Raw genomic sequence first — 15,274 nt, forward strand, 5'->3', positions numbered from 1 at the left:
TCCATCCCCTTTTCCCAGGCTGGTTTGTATCAACTATATGAGTAAAAAAAACTGAATAGAACACTGTTTGTCTATTGATTATCGATTTGAAGGATATTTTATTCTGTCTCCGAGGAGCTTTCATCTATCGTATCCTCTGTTTCTTCACTGTTTTCCTCATCTTCATTTGTACTTTCATCTGGAGGCGAAAGTTCAATTCCCAAATAATCGTTTTCTTTTATTGGTGCATCTACTTCTATACTTTGTGTTATAACATAACCATTGCCAAATGTTTCAATCTTAAAGCTCATGAGATCTGTAAGTTTCATAACATCTCTTAGCGACCACCCAATTATATTTGGCATCGTGGGCTCATCCGTAACGAGGATAATGCGGTCGCTTGGCAGAACCGTTTCCCCTTCTATTGCACTGGTTGAAACAATTTCTTCTCCATTTCCAATCAATGAAACCTTCATATCTTGTTCTGTTAACATTTCTTTTACATCGGTAGATTTCTCACCGATTACTTGCGGCATGGTAATTTGTTCGACTGTCTCTATCTCGTCCTTATCAGGGTCAATATTTAAATAATGCAGACCATTTTCAACAACATTTTTAAATATAAACGAAAGTGGCACAGATCCAGTTTCCGTCGGCTTTAATTTTGGCTGTTGAACCGATACATACATAATTAACTCCGGATCTTCTATAGGGGCCATACCAAGAAAAGAGAAAACATAGTTTTCTCGTCCATTCAAATATCCACCACCCTCAGGATTGGGTATTTCGGCAGTTCCTGATTTCCCACCAACTGAATAATCATCCAATTGATAAATCTTCCCTGTTCCATGTTCACCATTTACAACTGATTCCAGCAGTTTCAATACTTGATCCGATGTCTCTTTTGAAATTGGTTCACCTACAACATTTGGAGATTTTTGTTCCATAATATCACCTGTTGATGAGTCGACAATTTTATCAATCACATAGGGTTGCATCATTTGCCCATCATTTGCGATTGCTGTTGCAGCCTTCATCTGCTGAATAGGTGTCATTGTTGAGCCTTGACCAAATGAGGTTGTTATTTTTTCTAATGGCCAGTTATACAGAATCTCTCCAGCAACTTCCCCTGGTAAGTCAATATTTGTTTTTTCATCAAAATCAAAGGCTTGTAAGTATTCCAGAAATGTTTCTGTTCCCATTTTTTCCCAAACCAACTTTGCTGCTGCTACATTGGAAGATCGCTGGAAACCTTCATCATAGGAAATAATACCCCATCCATTACCACCATTGTGATCGTGGATTTTTTTTACCTGTTCATTCGGTTGGAAACTTCCTGATTTAAACCCTTCCGAACCATCGTATACACCTTCTTCAATCGCCGCAGCCCACGTAAACATCTTCACCGTGGAACCAGGCTCAAAAGGGTTGGAAATAATGTCATTGTACCAGTTCTCTACATTTGCAGGATTGTTTGGATCATAGCTTGGACGACTGCTCATTGCGAGTACTTGTCCAGTTTTTGCATCCATTACTACTGCATTCATCTTACTCGGTTCATATTCTTCATCGACCTGGGTTAAAACGTCTTCCAGTAGCGTCTGAATCTTTTGATCAATTGTCAGATAAACATCATCGCCATCTTCCGGCGCTTGTATGACTTCACTAGGATCTAGCAATGTATTATTATATCTGTCTCGCTGATAAGAGATAAACCCATCTTTACCACTTAAAAGATCGTTCATCTCATTTTCCATGCCAGCAATACCAATAATTTCATTTTTGTATCCTTCTTCTGTCTCCACTTCCGTTTCTCTGGCAAAGCCAATGATATGTGAGGCAAACATTCCATTTGGATAATACCGAATTGCTTCTTCTTCGAAATTTATCCCAGGGATGTCCAAATCGGAAATTTCATCCTTTTTCTGTTGAGATAGTTCTTTTCCAACCTTACCAAATTCAACTTGAAACAGTTCACTGTCCATCCCATTTTGTAAAGGTTCCAATATTTCATTAACTTCAACATCTAAAAGAGGAGCCAACGTTTCCGCTGTCTTTTGCGGATTTTCTACATGTAGGGGCTCCTCTGATTTTTCTGAATAGGCTTCATCTAAAATCGCATACATCCTGTATGTAGGTCGATCGTATGCTAGTGTCATTCCATTTTTATCAAAAATCTTACCTCGTTCAGCACTTATCGAATAAGATGATGTTCGTTTTTGATCGGCCCATTCGTTTAATGAAACGCCGTCTATTTCTCCAGTTGCCTGTATATACATAAACCTTCCCGTTAAAACCAAGAAAACTGCGACAAAGATAATGATGTAAATACCTGCCATCAAATGAGTTGTCTTGTTTTTTTTCATAGGTTAAGCCCCTTGCCTAGTTGTTAAATGACTGTGCTTGCTTTACTTCCGCATTTTGGATTTTCAACCCATTTTTATCTGCAATTTGAATAATTCTTTCAGGTCTCGACAATTCTTTCATTTCAAATAACAGACCTTCATTCTTTACTTGCTGGGTACTAACGGTTTGTTCAAGCTGCTGTAATTCTCTATTTATTGTATCAGTTGTTGACGAATATGACACGATAAAAATACTAGAAACAATTACAGTTACACCAAGCAACGAATAAATTATCTTTTCTCCTTTTGTAATCCAGCCATTCTTTTTTACCTTTACTGCTACTTTTTGTTCTTTCGTCGGATTATGTTGTGGATTCGTTTGCTGCCAACTGCGGGCTTGATTTGCACTCATTATTTTTTCCACCCTTCTTCATAAGTAAATTCGTCTCTCCATTCGGAATTCTTTTGTACTACCCGTAATTTTGCCGAACGTGACCTACGATTTTCCTCAAGTTCATTATCAGCTGCTATTAATGGTTTTCTCGTAATTAATTCAAATGGAGCTTGATGCTCTTTTGGTACTACTGGAAGGTTTCTAGGAGTTGGTTTTGCCGTACTCCATTTTTTAAAAGCTTGCTTGCATAAACGATCTTCAAGTGAATGAAATGTAATGACAGCAATTCTGCCTTCAATATCCACAACCCTTGCTGCCTGATGCAGTGCATCATTAAATGCTGCCAGTTCATCGTTTACTGCTATTCGTAGTGCTTGAAAAATACGTTTAGCAGGGTGACCACCCTTTCTTCTTGCCGGTGCAGGGATCCCTTCCTTGATTATCTCTACAAGTTGATGCGTCGTTCTAATTTCTTCCACTTCTCTATGTGCCTCTATTTTTCTTGCTATCTGCTTAGAAAACTTTTCTTCCCCGTATTTAAAAAAGATGGACACAATCTGATTGTATGTCCACGTATTCACAATTTCATATGCAGTCAACTCTTGTGTTTGATTCATTCGCATGTCCAATAGAGCGTCATGCTGGTAACTGAATCCCCTCTCGCCTCGGTCCAACTGTGGCGAAGATACCCCAAGATCAAATAAAATACCATCAACGGTCGATATATTGTGCCCGGACAGTTCTCGCTCTAATCCACGAAAGTTTGAATGAACAAATAAAATCCGATCCTCGTATGCTTTCAATCTTTCTTTAGCCGCTTTCAATGCATCTAAATCCTGATCAAAAGCGATAAGCAAACCATTTTCATTAAGCCTGGATGCTATCTCCAAAGAGTGTCCACCACCACCAACCGTACAATCAACATACGTACCATTTGGTTTGATTGCCAATCCCTTTATCGTTTCATTCTTTAAAACACTGTAATGTTCAAACATACATACACCCACTTAATTAGTTTTCGAACGATTTCGTACTGATTACTTTATTGGATAACAACAATAATCAGATATCAAAATCCATTAGATTTTCTGCAAGCTCTGCAAATGATTCTTCAGAATCTGTGACATAATCTTCCCAACTGTCACTTGCCCAGAATTCAATCCGATTGGAAACACCTATGACATTACATTCTTTCTCCAAACCTGCATATTTGCGAAGTCCTTGCGGAATGTTTATTCTTCCCTGCTTGTCCACTTCACATTCAATAGCTCCAGAAAAGAAAAATCGTGTAAATGCTCTGGCGTCCTTCTTAGTTAATGGGAGTTTTTTTAATTTTTCTTCTAAAATTTTCCATTCATCCATGGGGTATGCAAACAGACATTTATCCAGTCCACGAGTAACAACAAAGCTTGGCCCAAGTTCATCACGGAACTTGGAAGGGACAATAATTCGACCCTTTGTATCAATGCTATGAAGGAATTCACCCATGAACATATAGTCCGCCCCACTTTCATATTTTTTATAATACCACATTCCCCCACTATCTACCACATAATAACTAACATTTTTTTCGATGTGGATAAGTCTTATTTCCAAACAACTATTTATCCACAAAAAAAAGCTGTCATATCAATGATAGACAGCTTTTTCTGAAATATATTTTTATTGTGGTAAAGAGTGGGTGTTCATCCCACATTTAAAGATAAACTACATAATGTTCTTTTTCAAAAGAACATGGTGTCATCGTTATATAAGAAATGAATTCCATTCCGTATTCATTAACCCATTGCAGCGGATTCCATACGCGCTCTTGCAAACCACCATGAGGATGGAGCGAAGCATTAATAAGGTCAAATTCATATAGTTCCTTTGCATATTTTTCCTCTAACGCTTTAACTAATCTACCCTGAATAAAATCGATATCCCTGTATAGATAGGACAAATTTTTCTCACTTAAATCCCCAAGGTCACTTCGAATATCTTTAGCCAGGTCCCTAAGCGGTTTATGTGCCTTTTCGATAACTTTTTTAATTTCAGAGGTCAATTCATCGACTTGTGGATTACTTTTGGACTGCAGCCATTTATCTTTTTTAATATTTACCCCATCATTAACAGCAGACACAATATCAATTTCGTACCTTTCAAGAGCCTTTGCAACTTGTCTTTCAACTACTGTAATAGATAATCTGGGAAGTACTGGAGGCATCTTTAAGTCCATTGTATGAAAGGCTTGTTTAAGTCCTGCCCAGTATCCTACTTCTCCTGGCCCACCAATAAAAGCTAAAGTGGGAAACAATAATTCCTGCATTAAAGGGCGCGTTACAACATTATTGCTTAATAATTCTGGATTATTTTCAGCAGTAAACATTAATTCATCCGTCGTTAAACGAATTTCATTCTGCTTTCCGACCCAATCACCCGAATGATCACGTGTTAAAAGAATACGTTCATTATCTTTATGATAAAAAAGGTGTCCATCGTGGGGACCAGATTCAAGAGATACTTGATATCCCTTTTTATTTAGATCTGACAGGGCAGAGAACACTCCCTCACTTATTCCAGGTTGGTGTTTTATCATATCCTGGAAAAAGCGACTTTCCAATTGTCTTACTTCTTTATTACCTGAATCAATTAATACAACACCTACATCTTTAAACAGATGATGAATTATTCTAGCAAAGAAATCAGCATACGTTTGTGACTTTTCCATAGCGGTATGAATCGTATCGTATATATCTTTTGTATACATCGTCTCATGAAGTTGTTCAAATAAATTATCTACCCATGCAGATAGAACAGAGCGATCAATAGGTATATCCGATACAGACTTTTTTTCCATCATATGGTGCCCTAATTTATACTTTTTCATTTGCGGTACGTTCGGTAAATATATATGATTAATTTCATCAAAATCATGATCTTCTCCAGCTATCCAAAAAACTGGTATTACAGGAATCCCAAGTTCTTCTTCCTGTTTTCTGGCAAATTGAATAATAGAAATCACTTTGTTAATCGTATACATTGGTCCTGTCAATAAACCGGCTTGCTGACCACCAATAACAACTACACTTTTTGCATCATTTAATTGATCAATATTATTAAAAGTTGATAAAGGAGCATCCCACTGATGATTCATTTTATGTAATACACTGGTTAATTTCTCACGTTCAAAAGTACGACCATTTAAGTCCCTGACTCTCTGTTCATAAACATCGTTATAAGGCGAGTAATCAAAAAAACTCATAATTTCTTCCTTGTTATTTCGGTAATCAGTTATTAACTGACTTTGAGCTTTTAATTGTATAGGGTCGATATGCATTGATCCCATGCTCCTTCTATTCAGAATGTACATGTTGTATTGTACATAAGTTTCTCATTCTTTTCATCTAATCTGTTTGTAAAGTTAATCAAACAAAAATTTGTTGAATAATCCCTACCAATACAAGAAGAATATATAGCATTAGAAACAAAATAAAGGAAAATCTCCAGATAACCCTTATAGCTTTACCTAATTCTACCTCTGTACCTGTTTTCCATTGATATGTAATGATTATAGAAAGCGAGATAATAAAAAAAACAATTATCCAGCCAATAAAAATCCTACCAAAAATAAGATCAAACAGTATCACAACAACTATTATATATAAAATAGTAGTCCAATTTACAGCCGTATGCACTGCTTTTAATTTTTTACTATGTAGAACCTTAACAGATATCAAATAAATAGATATGGTCGCAAAAATCGGGAGTGTTATAAATAATGATATGAAATAAATAATGTAATTCAACATATTTTTCCAGAATCCCTCTCCTCGTATTTTCCTTTATTTATTGTATCAGATAAAAAAACGTTATGGCTTATAAATAGCAATCTACTTTATCGCCAGTGTCATAACTTCATGTCTTGTATGTAAAAGCGTCAAATAATTTTAAAATTATCACTTTTATATTATAATAAAATTGTAATGATTTACAGCTTTTCTTTGTATTATTAAAAAAACCATTCTTCCTAAGCTGCAGTTTTAAAAGGGAGAATACATTCGATATAGGGGGAGAGTTTTATGGAACAAATTAGAGTGGAAAGTCTCTTAGTTAATTATAAAACGCTTGAGAAGTTTAAAAGGTTTAAAGAATACGGAAACCAGGAGCTTACGATGATGGAGGATTTGCAAAATAATATAATTGAGAATGACAGTAAATCCCCATTTTATGGTATTTACTATGGTAATAATTTAGTTGCAAGAATGAGCCTATACGAAGTAGATAAGAAATACGACTATTACTTTGCACCACCTCAAGATTATTTAACATTATGGAAACTCGAAGTATTGCCCGATTATCAGGGTAAAGGGTATGGAAAAGCTCTCGTTGACTTCGCTAAAGAATCCAATCTCCCCATTAAGACCAGCCCCCGAATTAATTCTCAAGGATTCTGGGAGAAAATGGGCTTTGTGAAAGCCTATTATAACATGGAACGAGATTTAGGTGAAAATCCTCTCATATGGCTTCCTGAAGGTGTGCAAGAAAAAGAATCTTAGAAAATTTGGCATCCGCCAAGCCTTTTCGGCAAATGACTTAGTTTTCGTCCATAAGGAAAAGACATGAATGTTAATCTCCATTCATGTCTTTTTAGTTGTGGGGAAACAATAAAGTTTGCAGAGGGGAAATGACACGTTATAAATCTCCATCCTTAACGGTGGTCCATAATTTATACAATTCCTGCCACGCTTGATCAAATCTTTGTACCTGGCTTTTAAGCTTTTCATTTTCTTTTTCCAGATACTTCAATTTTTCCTCATTAGCTATATCTACAACGTTTTTCTCATTCGGAATTTGTGATTTCATTTTCTCAAGCAACTGTATGGCAGAATCTAATGTATACTTCTCTTTTGGTTCCTTATGATCAGATATAATTACTTCTTTCTTTATCCCACTTTTTCTTTCCTCTTTTGCGGACTGAATCGCATGCTGATACTGCTTTCGGATTGTTGCATTCCATCTGAATCCGCATGCAGCCGACGTACGGGAAAGTTGATCTGCAACTTCTTTGAACGCTTCAAGCTGCGTTCTACCTTCTCGAATGAAGCGTAAAACTGTTTCTGCGAGGATAATATCCTCATCCTGGGTCCAAGCATCCTGTCTTGTATCGTTCATAACACCCCTCCTAATATGTTTGCTATCAATGTATGCAAAAAATAGGGGTGCTAGAATAGAATTCTTATTTCCTAGTTAAAAATTTCCCCACTGCTTCCTTGTGTTCAGCAGAATCCCAAAGATTGGCAGCATTCAGGACTTCTTGATCCATGCGAGCCGATAAATTGTCTCCCATTACCTTTTCCAGGTACTGCTCTTTAAGCATGATCATTTGTTTGTATGATTTTGAAATATAGTTCTGTAATAGCTTCGGTCGATCATCCCACTCTTCAACAGTCACAATAGCATGTAGCCAACCATGCTCTTTTAATTCTTCTGCATCGTATCTTTTCGCTTCAATTAACCAGTTCAATGCAAAATGGGGACTGACTTTTTCATACAGGAGTGTTCCACCACCCCAACCCGGGAGGATACCAAGGCTTGATTGTATAAAACCAAATGTCGTGTGTTCTTTTGCAATTCGAATGTCACAAGCTGTCGCAATTTCGCAACCTCCCCCCAAAGCATCGCCATTTAATAAGCAAATTGTGGGAACTGGAAAATTAACAATTTGATATAATAATTCCTTCATCGGGGATAGTAATGCAAATGCTTCTTCTGGCTTTAGGTCCCCGTGTAGCTCATTTAAATCTCCTCCTGAGCAAAACATTTTATCACCAGCTCCCGTAATGAGCAAAAATTTAATCGGATCCTTTCTTGCCTTTTGAAGACAGACTGACAAACTTTTCCGCATCGCTAATGAAATAGCATTACGTTTATCAGGTCTATTCAAAAATATTTCCCCATATCCTTGATTCCTTTTATATGTAACAAATTCCGACACAATGATCGCTCCCTCACACTCATCTTTATGTATATAGATTAGCATACATATAAAAAAACAGACCACATAATTTGTGATCTGTCTCTTTATACACTTAGAAAATTAGTTGTTGACTACTTCTTTTCCGTCATAATGTCCGCAAGATTTGCAAACATGGTGCGGTTTTGCTAATTCTCCACAATTTGAACACTCTACCATGCCAGGTACGTGTAATTTTTTATGCGTACGACGTTGATTTTTTACTTTTTTAGACGTTCTTTGCTTAGGTACTGCCATGACTTACACCTCCTTCAAAATGAAAGTAAAACTTGAATCGTAATTCTTATTTTTCTTCCTTTTTATTTTCAAGCAACGATTCCAATTTTTTTAAACGGGGATCTATTGTCTTTTCTTCTTTTACTTCCGAAACTAATTCCCATCCATTACCTTGAGAAGGAGCTCCTCCTTCAGGGTTATCCTCTTTGGTAAAAACCCGAAAAGGGATTTCCAATATAATATTTTCCTCTATATAAGGTGTTAAGTCAAGAACTTCTCCATCTATTGGATGAATTTCATGTTCAACTTCATCACTTCCATAATAGGAAGACGTGGAAAATATTTCGTTTGCTTGGATTTTAAACGGATAAGGTACATCTACCAATGTTCTGGCACAAGGTAATATCATTTCCCCTTCTATCGTAAATGAGAAAAAGAACTGATCTCCTTGAATGTCAGCTTTTCCATGAACCCGGACAGGTTTTATTTCGCGAATATCATTGTTCATTGTTTCCAGTTCGGAAACATCCACCATCTCATCAAATTCAAATGGTTTATTAACCGCTTTTTTTCTGATTTGGCTTAGTGTTAATTTCATTAATTTCACCTCTAGGCAACAAGAGTTATTTTAAAAGAAAAAAGAACTTTTGTCAACATATTTTCTTTACACATACTACTATATTTCCCGCATCTGTCTGTACTAATCATACTATACTCCTGGGGTGCGTCACAATTAATAATTTGTTACAATAATTAACAGACAATCTCTAGGAGTTGAGTTTATGAATGCTTGTGGTTTAATCGTCGAATATAACCCTTTTCACAATGGTCATATCTACCATATAAAGGAAGCTAAAAAGGCATCTGGAGCAGACTGTATGATTGCTGTTATGAGTGGCAATTTTCTGCAACGTGGTGAACCAGCTGTCATCGATAAGTTCCATCGTACGAGAACTGCTCTAAATTCAGGAATTGATATCGTATTGGAACTGCCGTATATCTATGCTGTACAAAATAGTGACCTTTTTGCAGATGGTGCAGTAAAAACCCTGAACGAAGCAGGCGTATCCACAATTTGTTTCGGAAGTGAATCTGGTTCTATTTCACATTTTATTACAAGTTTTCACACCTTAAAAGCAAAACGTGCAATTTTTGATGAAACCTTAAAAAAATATTTAGATAGAGGGATTTCCTTCCCAGAAGCAAGTAAGCACGCTTATACGAATATTGGATTAACAGATCAACATATAGATCTAACAAAACCTAATAATATACTTGGTTATAGCTATGTAAAATCGATCCTGGAAAACAACTTGTCTATTTCACCATTAACGATTAAGCGTACAAATAATGACTTTCATGACCAAACCATCACGAGTACGATTGCTAGTGCGACAAGCATTAGAAAAGAACTATTAAAGCATAACGCGTTAACAGCACAAATCCTACCTGCAATACCTGAAGAAACGGAAAGTCAGCTAATGGTATATAAAGATAAATCATCTATTTGGCATCATTGGGAGAATTATTTTCCGCTCCTTCAATATCGTGTTATGACCATGTCTGCCAGTGAGATTAAAGCTATTCAGGGTGTAGATGAAGGGTTGGAAAACCGAATTATAAAAACGGCAAAAAAAGCAACCTCTATTTATAGTTGGATAGAATCGATCAAAACAAAACGCTATACTTGGACAAGGATTCAGCGTATGTTCGTTCATATTTTAACGAACACAAAGAAAGCTGACTTTGAATCTGTCCATCTACCTTCTGTTCCATATGTTCGTGTACTTGGTATGTCACAAATAGGACGCACCTATTTAAATAGACAAAAAAAACAGATGCACGTACCCCTTTTATCGAAACTAACACGTAATCAGGACCCTGTGCTGGCTATCGAAGAGAAAGCTGCCCAGGCTTATTATAGTGTCCTTCCTCCAGAAAAGAGGAATTCTTTGTTTCAGCAAGAATTGCAGTCCCCAATCCGTTTATAAAAATAGACCTTTTAAAAGGTCTATTTTTGTTAATGTGCCGAGGGTTACTTCTGCAATTGATTTAAATAGTCTAGAGCATCTTCAAACGTATCGACCGGCACGATTTCCATATCTGCATTAATATCTTTTGCCGTATTTACTGCTAGTTGATAATTGGAATTTTTCGCTCCATTTTCGTTTGGTGCAAAGAAAATGTCGATTCCTTCTTTATCAGCCGCAACGATTTTCTTATCAATTCCACCGATTCGGAGAACATTACCTTCATAATCTACTTCTCCGGTTCCAGCTATTTCTAGACCATTCGTAAGATCTTCATCAGTTAATTGATCATATATTTCCAATGAAAACATAAGACCAGCACTCGGACCACCAATATTACCACTTGTAAATTCAATTTCTGGTTCTACCGATACATTACGATCAGTTACAAGACTGATTCCTATTCCTACTTTATTTTCAATCTCCGTAAATTCTTCTAATGTAATCTCTTCACTCAAGATTTCTTCATCCCGTACAAATTCAATCGTAATAACTGTATTCTTCTTTTTCGTGTCTACATAGTCAATTAAATCTGCTGACTCTTTAATCTCATTTCCATCAATACCAATAATACGATCACCGGTTTCAAGCTTTCCTTCTGCCGGCATTCCTTCTACAACAGAAACAACGTATACCCCATTATAATCGATGACGATATCCTCTCCGGCTGCCTCATAGGCCACAACGGTTGCTGCCTCTTGTGAACTCTCCATCACTTGTAGCTGTGCATGCATATAGTCATCCTGAGAGATCCCTTCTGGAAAGACCTGATCAAGTGGAAGAATATCCTGATAGGAGAACATCTTAGCCATGATATACTGAATAGGGGTTGCTTGGAGGCCGCTTACGGTTACTAAATGCATATCACCTTCACTTTCAAATCCCTCAGATACTTCAACAATCGGATTCAATGGATTTGCACCACCTGGCTTCTGAATGTAATACGGGAGTTGATACGCCCCCAAAAAATAGACAATAACAACGGTAATAATAAAAAATATTATATTTCTCTTAGTCACTTTCATCGTATCGTATGGCTCCTTCCTGTATTCCCCAAACAATTCTTTCTCATGTCTATGGAATAATTAACCTATGTATGAGCGTATATTGTATAGACTTGTCTTATTCGATTTGCTACGACTAAAACAATAGAATAATTTTACTACTAACGAAATACGTTGTACAGAGCTAGGCTCATTAATTAGGGGGCTTTCTATTGAAGCATATAATTAAAACTTTCATGTATTCCGGTTTAACTGTTTTTCTAACTATATCTCTAATCCGTTATCCTGACCAGGCATTAGAAGCCGGCATTCGAGGACTTAATATGTGGTGGGAAGTGGTTTTCCCTTCACTGCTTCCTTTCTTTATTACAGCTGAGCTCCTGCTTGCATTTGGAGTTGTTAAATTGATTGGGATATTATTTGAACCAATTATGCGTCCGTTATTTAATGTTCCAGGTGCAGGTAGTTTTGGTTGGATGATGGGTATGGCAAGTGGTTATCCCACTGGGGCAAAAATAGCTGCACGTCTGCGGGAAGAAAAACAATTGACGAAGATTGAAGCAGAGAGACTTGTCTCATTCACAAATAATTCCAGTCCCTTATTTATTTTTGGGGCCATCTCTGCAGGTTTCTTTCACGATTTGAAGCTTGGAACACTTTTAGCTTTCTGCCACTATACAAGCAATGCTATTGTGGGTATGTGCATGAGGTTCTATGGAAAGGAAGAAAACAGGCAAAAACGTATGGAATGGCGAGGTAAACCTACCTATTCTATTATAAGAGCGTTTAGAGAAATGCACCGAACACGTATGAAAGAAAATAAACCACTTGGTGAGATTCTCGGTGACGCCGTGCTGAATTCAATTAAAACATTGGTAATGGTTGGAGGATTTATTATTCTCTTTTCAGTCCTCATTAAATTATTATTTCTTGTCGGCGTATCACCTGCCATCGCAATGTTTGGGGAAGTACTATTAAAAACACTGGGCCTACCAGAAGATCTGGCACTCCCGTTCTTCTCCGGATTGTTTGAAATTACGATTGGTGCCAATATGATTTCACAAACAACAACAGACTCTCTCCTACCAAAAGCAATGCTTGTCAGTTTTATTCTAGGTTTTAATGGACTTTCCATTCATGCGCAAGTAGCCAGTATTCTCGCAAAAACAGATATTCGATTCGCTCCCTATTTCTTTGCACGAATTTTACATGGCACATTTGCGGTTATCCTAACATTCATTTTATACAAGCCATTATACTTGGACAGGCATACGATTGAGTTGAATGAAATACCGGTTTCACAAGACGGGATTACAGAGAATATTTGGTTGACCATCTTTCATTACTTAAAAGATTTCGGTCCGTTGATCACAATTTGCTTTTTGGCACTATCCGTAATGATTTTATATAAAAGAAGTAAGTAAAAAATGGTCGTTAAGCCATCTTTTTACTTACTGTTAAATTTCCTTCTAAGAGCTTCTTCTACATGTTCTGGAACCAAGCCAGAAATATTCCCATTATATTTAGCTATTTCCTTCACCATGCTCGAACTGAGAAACGAATACTGATTATTCGTCATCATAAAAAATGTTTCAATATCTTCATTCAGTTTTCTGTTCATTGAAGTGATCTGCATTTCATATTCAAAATCACTGACAGCACGTAGACCCCGAATAACAGCATGTGCTTTCTTTTCCGCTGCATAGTCCATCAATAAATGATCTGAAGAATCTACCGATACATTAGGAATGTCCTTTGTTGATTCTTCCAGTAATTGCATTCTTTCTTCTACATTAAACAGAGGTGACTTGGACTGATTATTAAATACAGTTACGATAACTGTTTCAAAAATTTTTGCACCTCTGGTTATAATGTCTAAATGTCCATTCGTAATAGGATCAAAACTTCCAGGACAGATTGCCAGTTTTCCCATTGTAAACGCTCCTATGCTTTATATATAGTAATACCAATCGTTCCACCATAACGTTCTGCTTTATGCACTTCCAAGTGTTCGACTTTGCTCGGCAACTTTTCGGATAAATCATGTTCACAATAAATTGTTCCACCCGATTGAATTAAATTTAATTTTATAATGTCGTTTAGAATTTCTTCATAGTCAACCTTTCCATATGGTGGGTCCAGTAAAATTAAATCAAATTTCAGTTCTCTTTTAGCTGCTGCTTTTAGTGCCCTGTGAGCTTCCGCACGAAATACTTCTGAGCTGTGTTCCAAATTCATTGTTCTTAAATTTTCATAAATAGTATGTATTGCTTTTGGATGTTTATCAACAAATACGCCATATTCCATTCCACGACTCAATGCTTCTATTCCCATGGACCCACTTCCAGCAAACAGATCTAGTACATTACCCCCATCGAAAAATGGACCCATCACTTGAAAAACAGCTTCTTTAACTTTATCTGTTGTAGGACGAGTAGATTTCCCTGAAACCGCTTTTAATTGTCTTCCTTTTAAATCGCCTGCTATTACTCGCATGAATTCACCTCAGTTTGACGCTATTCGTCACTTATCCTACCATAAAAAACTTATTTAGAAAACTCCAATTAAAATATAGATAAATAATTGTATATGTATATTATCTCTTTCAATGTTAATAATATCATAATGATTCAACTAATCGTTAGTTTGGTTGTTTCAAAAACGGAGAAGACTTACACTTCCCCATAAGTTCTTCCTCCGGTTTCTCCTCTCCCTTTGCCTTTTTGTTTTTCAAGCGAAAAACAAAGGGACCTGCAGAAGAATATTCTGCAGGTTTTTCTTTTGCTTAGGCTGTATTCTAAAAGATTACTCATCCCACCAAGAAGAATTGTTGTTATTCCACAAAATCTATATACTCCGAAGTAACTGTTGGTTTTCTATCAGTATGTAGAAACTTCGGCGACCGCTCTGGGAAATATACTTCGCTTTTGGTGTGACCCCCAATAGTTGGAGTTTTTAAGAAACGATTAGATCGGTATGAATTCGGTATTGAACTGGGCTCATACCGTTCAATCTTCCTTTAATTCGTTTGTTATTGTAATAATAAATTTAGTCTTCAATTTTACGTTTTAATTCTTCATAGGTACAGAGAGGTTCCCCATGATACCTTTCTTGTTTCAGCATACCGAAAAAGCTTTCTGCAGGTGCGTTATCTATACAATTCCCCTTACGTGACATGCTTTGGAACACTTTGTGCTTCTTGAGTTTTTTCACCCATTTATCGTGTTGATAATGCCAACCTTGGTCTGAATGAATTGTTGTTCTATACGTTGCGTTCTTGACGATATCTA

16 protein-coding genes and 1 pseudogene are annotated in these 15,274 nt (G+C 36.6%); 3 read left to right on the plus strand and 14 right to left on the minus strand.

Annotated features, from left to right (window positions below; translation table 11 throughout):
* Nucleotides 1-98: 98 nt before the first annotated feature.
* From ACFOUV_RS05350 to ACFOUV_RS05375, 6 genes are all read right to left on the minus strand, one after another.
* Complete coding sequence (locus ACFOUV_RS05350; protein ID WP_379495714.1) at nucleotides 99-2,345, minus strand: penicillin-binding protein; 2,247 nt, start codon at nucleotides 2,343-2,345, stop codon at nucleotides 99-101.
* Nucleotides 2,346-2,361: 16 nt separating this feature from the next.
* The gene (gene ftsL / locus ACFOUV_RS05355) at nucleotides 2,362-2,736 is read right to left on the minus strand and encodes a cell division protein FtsL (RefSeq protein ID WP_379495715.1); all 375 of its coding nucleotides are present in this window, start codon (nucleotides 2,734-2,736) and stop codon (nucleotides 2,362-2,364) included.
* Nucleotides 2,736-3,713 (minus strand): 16S rRNA (cytosine(1402)-N(4))-methyltransferase RsmH, encoded by a 978-nt coding sequence (gene rsmH / locus ACFOUV_RS05360; RefSeq protein ID WP_379495716.1) that lies wholly within the window; start codon nucleotides 3,711-3,713, stop codon nucleotides 2,736-2,738. The genes ftsL and rsmH overlap by 1 nt, the downstream gene beginning before the upstream one ends.
* 67 nt (nucleotides 3,714-3,780) lie before the next feature.
* Nucleotides 3,781-4,212: a division/cell wall cluster transcriptional repressor MraZ gene (gene mraZ / locus ACFOUV_RS05365; protein WP_379495768.1), complete on the minus strand. Its 432-nt coding sequence runs from the start codon at nucleotides 4,210-4,212 to the stop codon at nucleotides 3,781-3,783.
* Nucleotides 4,213-4,414: 202 nt separating this feature from the next.
* Entirely contained in the window at nucleotides 4,415-6,037 is a 1,623-nt protein-coding gene (gene bshC, locus ACFOUV_RS05370) for a bacillithiol biosynthesis cysteine-adding enzyme BshC (protein ID WP_379495717.1), read from the minus strand.
* A gap of 88 nt (nucleotides 6,038-6,125) precedes the next feature.
* Nucleotides 6,126-6,509, minus strand: coding sequence for a DUF3397 domain-containing protein (locus tag ACFOUV_RS05375; protein WP_379495718.1), 384 nt, complete (start codon nucleotides 6,507-6,509; stop codon nucleotides 6,126-6,128).
* A 270-nt stretch (nucleotides 6,510-6,779) separates the two neighbouring features.
* Between ACFOUV_RS05375 and ACFOUV_RS05380 the strand changes: the two genes are divergently transcribed.
* Entirely contained in the window at nucleotides 6,780-7,256 is a 477-nt protein-coding gene (locus ACFOUV_RS05380) for an N-acetyltransferase (protein ID WP_379495719.1), read from the plus strand.
* A gap of 136 nt (nucleotides 7,257-7,392) precedes the next feature.
* On the opposite strand, the gene ACFOUV_RS05385 is transcribed toward ACFOUV_RS05380, so the two are convergent.
* The 4 genes from ACFOUV_RS05385 to ACFOUV_RS05400 form a co-directional block, all read right to left on the minus strand.
* The gene (locus tag ACFOUV_RS05385; protein WP_379495720.1) at nucleotides 7,393-7,872 is read right to left on the minus strand and encodes an RsfA family transcriptional regulator; all 480 of its coding nucleotides are present in this window, start codon (nucleotides 7,870-7,872) and stop codon (nucleotides 7,393-7,395) included.
* Between the two features lie 64 nt (nucleotides 7,873-7,936).
* Nucleotides 7,937-8,695, minus strand: a complete 759-nt coding sequence (locus ACFOUV_RS05390) for an enoyl-CoA hydratase/isomerase family protein (protein ID WP_379495721.1) — start codon at nucleotides 8,693-8,695, stop codon at nucleotides 7,937-7,939.
* Nucleotides 8,696-8,797: 102 nt separating this feature from the next.
* Complete coding sequence (rpmF, locus tag ACFOUV_RS05395; protein ID WP_379495722.1) at nucleotides 8,798-8,971, minus strand: 50S ribosomal protein L32; 174 nt, start codon at nucleotides 8,969-8,971, stop codon at nucleotides 8,798-8,800.
* A 46-nt stretch (nucleotides 8,972-9,017) separates the two neighbouring features.
* Complete coding sequence (locus tag ACFOUV_RS05400; protein WP_379495723.1) at nucleotides 9,018-9,548, minus strand: YceD family protein; 531 nt, start codon at nucleotides 9,546-9,548, stop codon at nucleotides 9,018-9,020.
* A 184-nt stretch (nucleotides 9,549-9,732) separates the two neighbouring features.
* On the opposite strand from ACFOUV_RS05400, the gene ACFOUV_RS05405 reads away from it, so the two are divergent.
* A complete protein-coding gene (locus ACFOUV_RS05405; RefSeq protein ID WP_379495724.1) occupies nucleotides 9,733-10,941 on the plus strand; it encodes a nucleotidyltransferase in 1,209 nt (402 codons plus the stop codon).
* Nucleotides 10,942-10,985: 44 nt separating this feature from the next.
* Here ACFOUV_RS05405 and ACFOUV_RS05410 read toward each other — a convergent pair whose 3' ends face one another.
* On the minus strand, nucleotides 10,986-12,005 hold the full coding sequence (locus ACFOUV_RS05410; RefSeq protein ID WP_379495725.1) for a SepM family pheromone-processing serine protease: 1,020 nt from the start codon (nucleotides 12,003-12,005) through the stop codon (nucleotides 10,986-10,988).
* Nucleotides 12,006-12,196: 191 nt separating this feature from the next.
* On the opposite strand from ACFOUV_RS05410, the gene ylbJ reads away from it, so the two are divergent.
* Nucleotides 12,197-13,408, plus strand: a complete 1,212-nt coding sequence (ylbJ, locus tag ACFOUV_RS05415; RefSeq protein ID WP_379495726.1) for a sporulation integral membrane protein YlbJ — start codon at nucleotides 12,197-12,199, stop codon at nucleotides 13,406-13,408.
* A gap of 23 nt (nucleotides 13,409-13,431) precedes the next feature.
* Here the strand turns inward: ylbJ and coaD are convergent, their stop codons facing one another.
* The 3 genes and pseudogenes from coaD to ACFOUV_RS05430 form a co-directional block, all read right to left on the minus strand.
* Nucleotides 13,432-13,917 (minus strand): pantetheine-phosphate adenylyltransferase, encoded by a 486-nt coding sequence (gene coaD / locus ACFOUV_RS05420; protein WP_379495727.1) that lies wholly within the window; start codon nucleotides 13,915-13,917, stop codon nucleotides 13,432-13,434.
* Between the two features lie 11 nt (nucleotides 13,918-13,928).
* The gene (gene rsmD / locus ACFOUV_RS05425) at nucleotides 13,929-14,480 is read right to left on the minus strand and encodes a 16S rRNA (guanine(966)-N(2))-methyltransferase RsmD (RefSeq protein WP_379495728.1); all 552 of its coding nucleotides are present in this window, start codon (nucleotides 14,478-14,480) and stop codon (nucleotides 13,929-13,931) included.
* 459 nt (nucleotides 14,481-14,939) lie between these two features.
* Nucleotides 14,940-15,274 (minus strand): annotated as a pseudogene (locus ACFOUV_RS05430) (IS3 family transposase); the annotation flags it as partial.

Origin of the sequence: Oceanobacillus longus, from assembly GCF_042650085.1 — a bacterium.
Lineage (GTDB): Bacteria > Bacillota > Bacilli > Bacillales > Amphibacillaceae > Oceanobacillus > Oceanobacillus longus.

What these genes read in the sequence shown, in the direction of transcription:
- ACFOUV_RS05400 (WP_379495723.1), bottom strand. Translation starts at nt 9,548, where the DNA reads ATGAAATTAACACTAAGCCAAATCAGAAAAAAAGCGGTTAATAAACCA.
- ACFOUV_RS05380 (WP_379495719.1), top strand. Translation starts at nt 6,780, where the DNA reads ATGGAACAAATTAGAGTGGAAAGTCTCTTAGTTAATTATAAAACGCTT.
- rsmH (WP_379495716.1), bottom strand. Translation starts at nt 3,713, where the DNA reads ATGTTTGAACATTACAGTGTTTTAAAGAATGAAACGATAAAGGGATTG.
- ftsL (WP_379495715.1), bottom strand. Translation starts at nt 2,736, where the DNA reads ATGAGTGCAAATCAAGCCCGCAGTTGGCAGCAAACGAATCCACAACAT.
- rsmD (WP_379495728.1), bottom strand. Translation starts at nt 14,480, where the DNA reads ATGCGAGTAATAGCAGGCGATTTAAAAGGAAGACAATTAAAAGCGGTT.
- ACFOUV_RS05410 (WP_379495725.1), bottom strand. Translation starts at nt 12,005, where the DNA reads ATGAAAGTGACTAAGAGAAATATAATATTTTTTATTATTACCGTTGTT.
- ACFOUV_RS05350 (WP_379495714.1), bottom strand. Translation starts at nt 2,345, where the DNA reads ATGAAAAAAAACAAGACAACTCATTTGATGGCAGGTATTTACATCATT.
- mraZ (WP_379495768.1), bottom strand. Translation starts at nt 4,212, where the DNA reads ATGTTCATGGGTGAATTCCTTCATAGCATTGATACAAAGGGTCGAATT.
- rpmF (WP_379495722.1), bottom strand. Translation starts at nt 8,971, where the DNA reads ATGGCAGTACCTAAGCAAAGAACGTCTAAAAAAGTAAAAAATCAACGT.
- ACFOUV_RS05375 (WP_379495718.1), bottom strand. Translation starts at nt 6,509, where the DNA reads ATGTTGAATTACATTATTTATTTCATATCATTATTTATAACACTCCCG.
- ACFOUV_RS05405 (WP_379495724.1), top strand. Translation starts at nt 9,733, where the DNA reads ATGAATGCTTGTGGTTTAATCGTCGAATATAACCCTTTTCACAATGGT.
- coaD (WP_379495727.1), bottom strand. Translation starts at nt 13,917, where the DNA reads ATGGGAAAACTGGCAATCTGTCCTGGAAGTTTTGATCCTATTACGAAT.
- ACFOUV_RS05385 (WP_379495720.1), bottom strand. Translation starts at nt 7,872, where the DNA reads ATGAACGATACAAGACAGGATGCTTGGACCCAGGATGAGGATATTATC.
- bshC (WP_379495717.1), bottom strand. Translation starts at nt 6,037, where the DNA reads ATGCATATCGACCCTATACAATTAAAAGCTCAAAGTCAGTTAATAACT.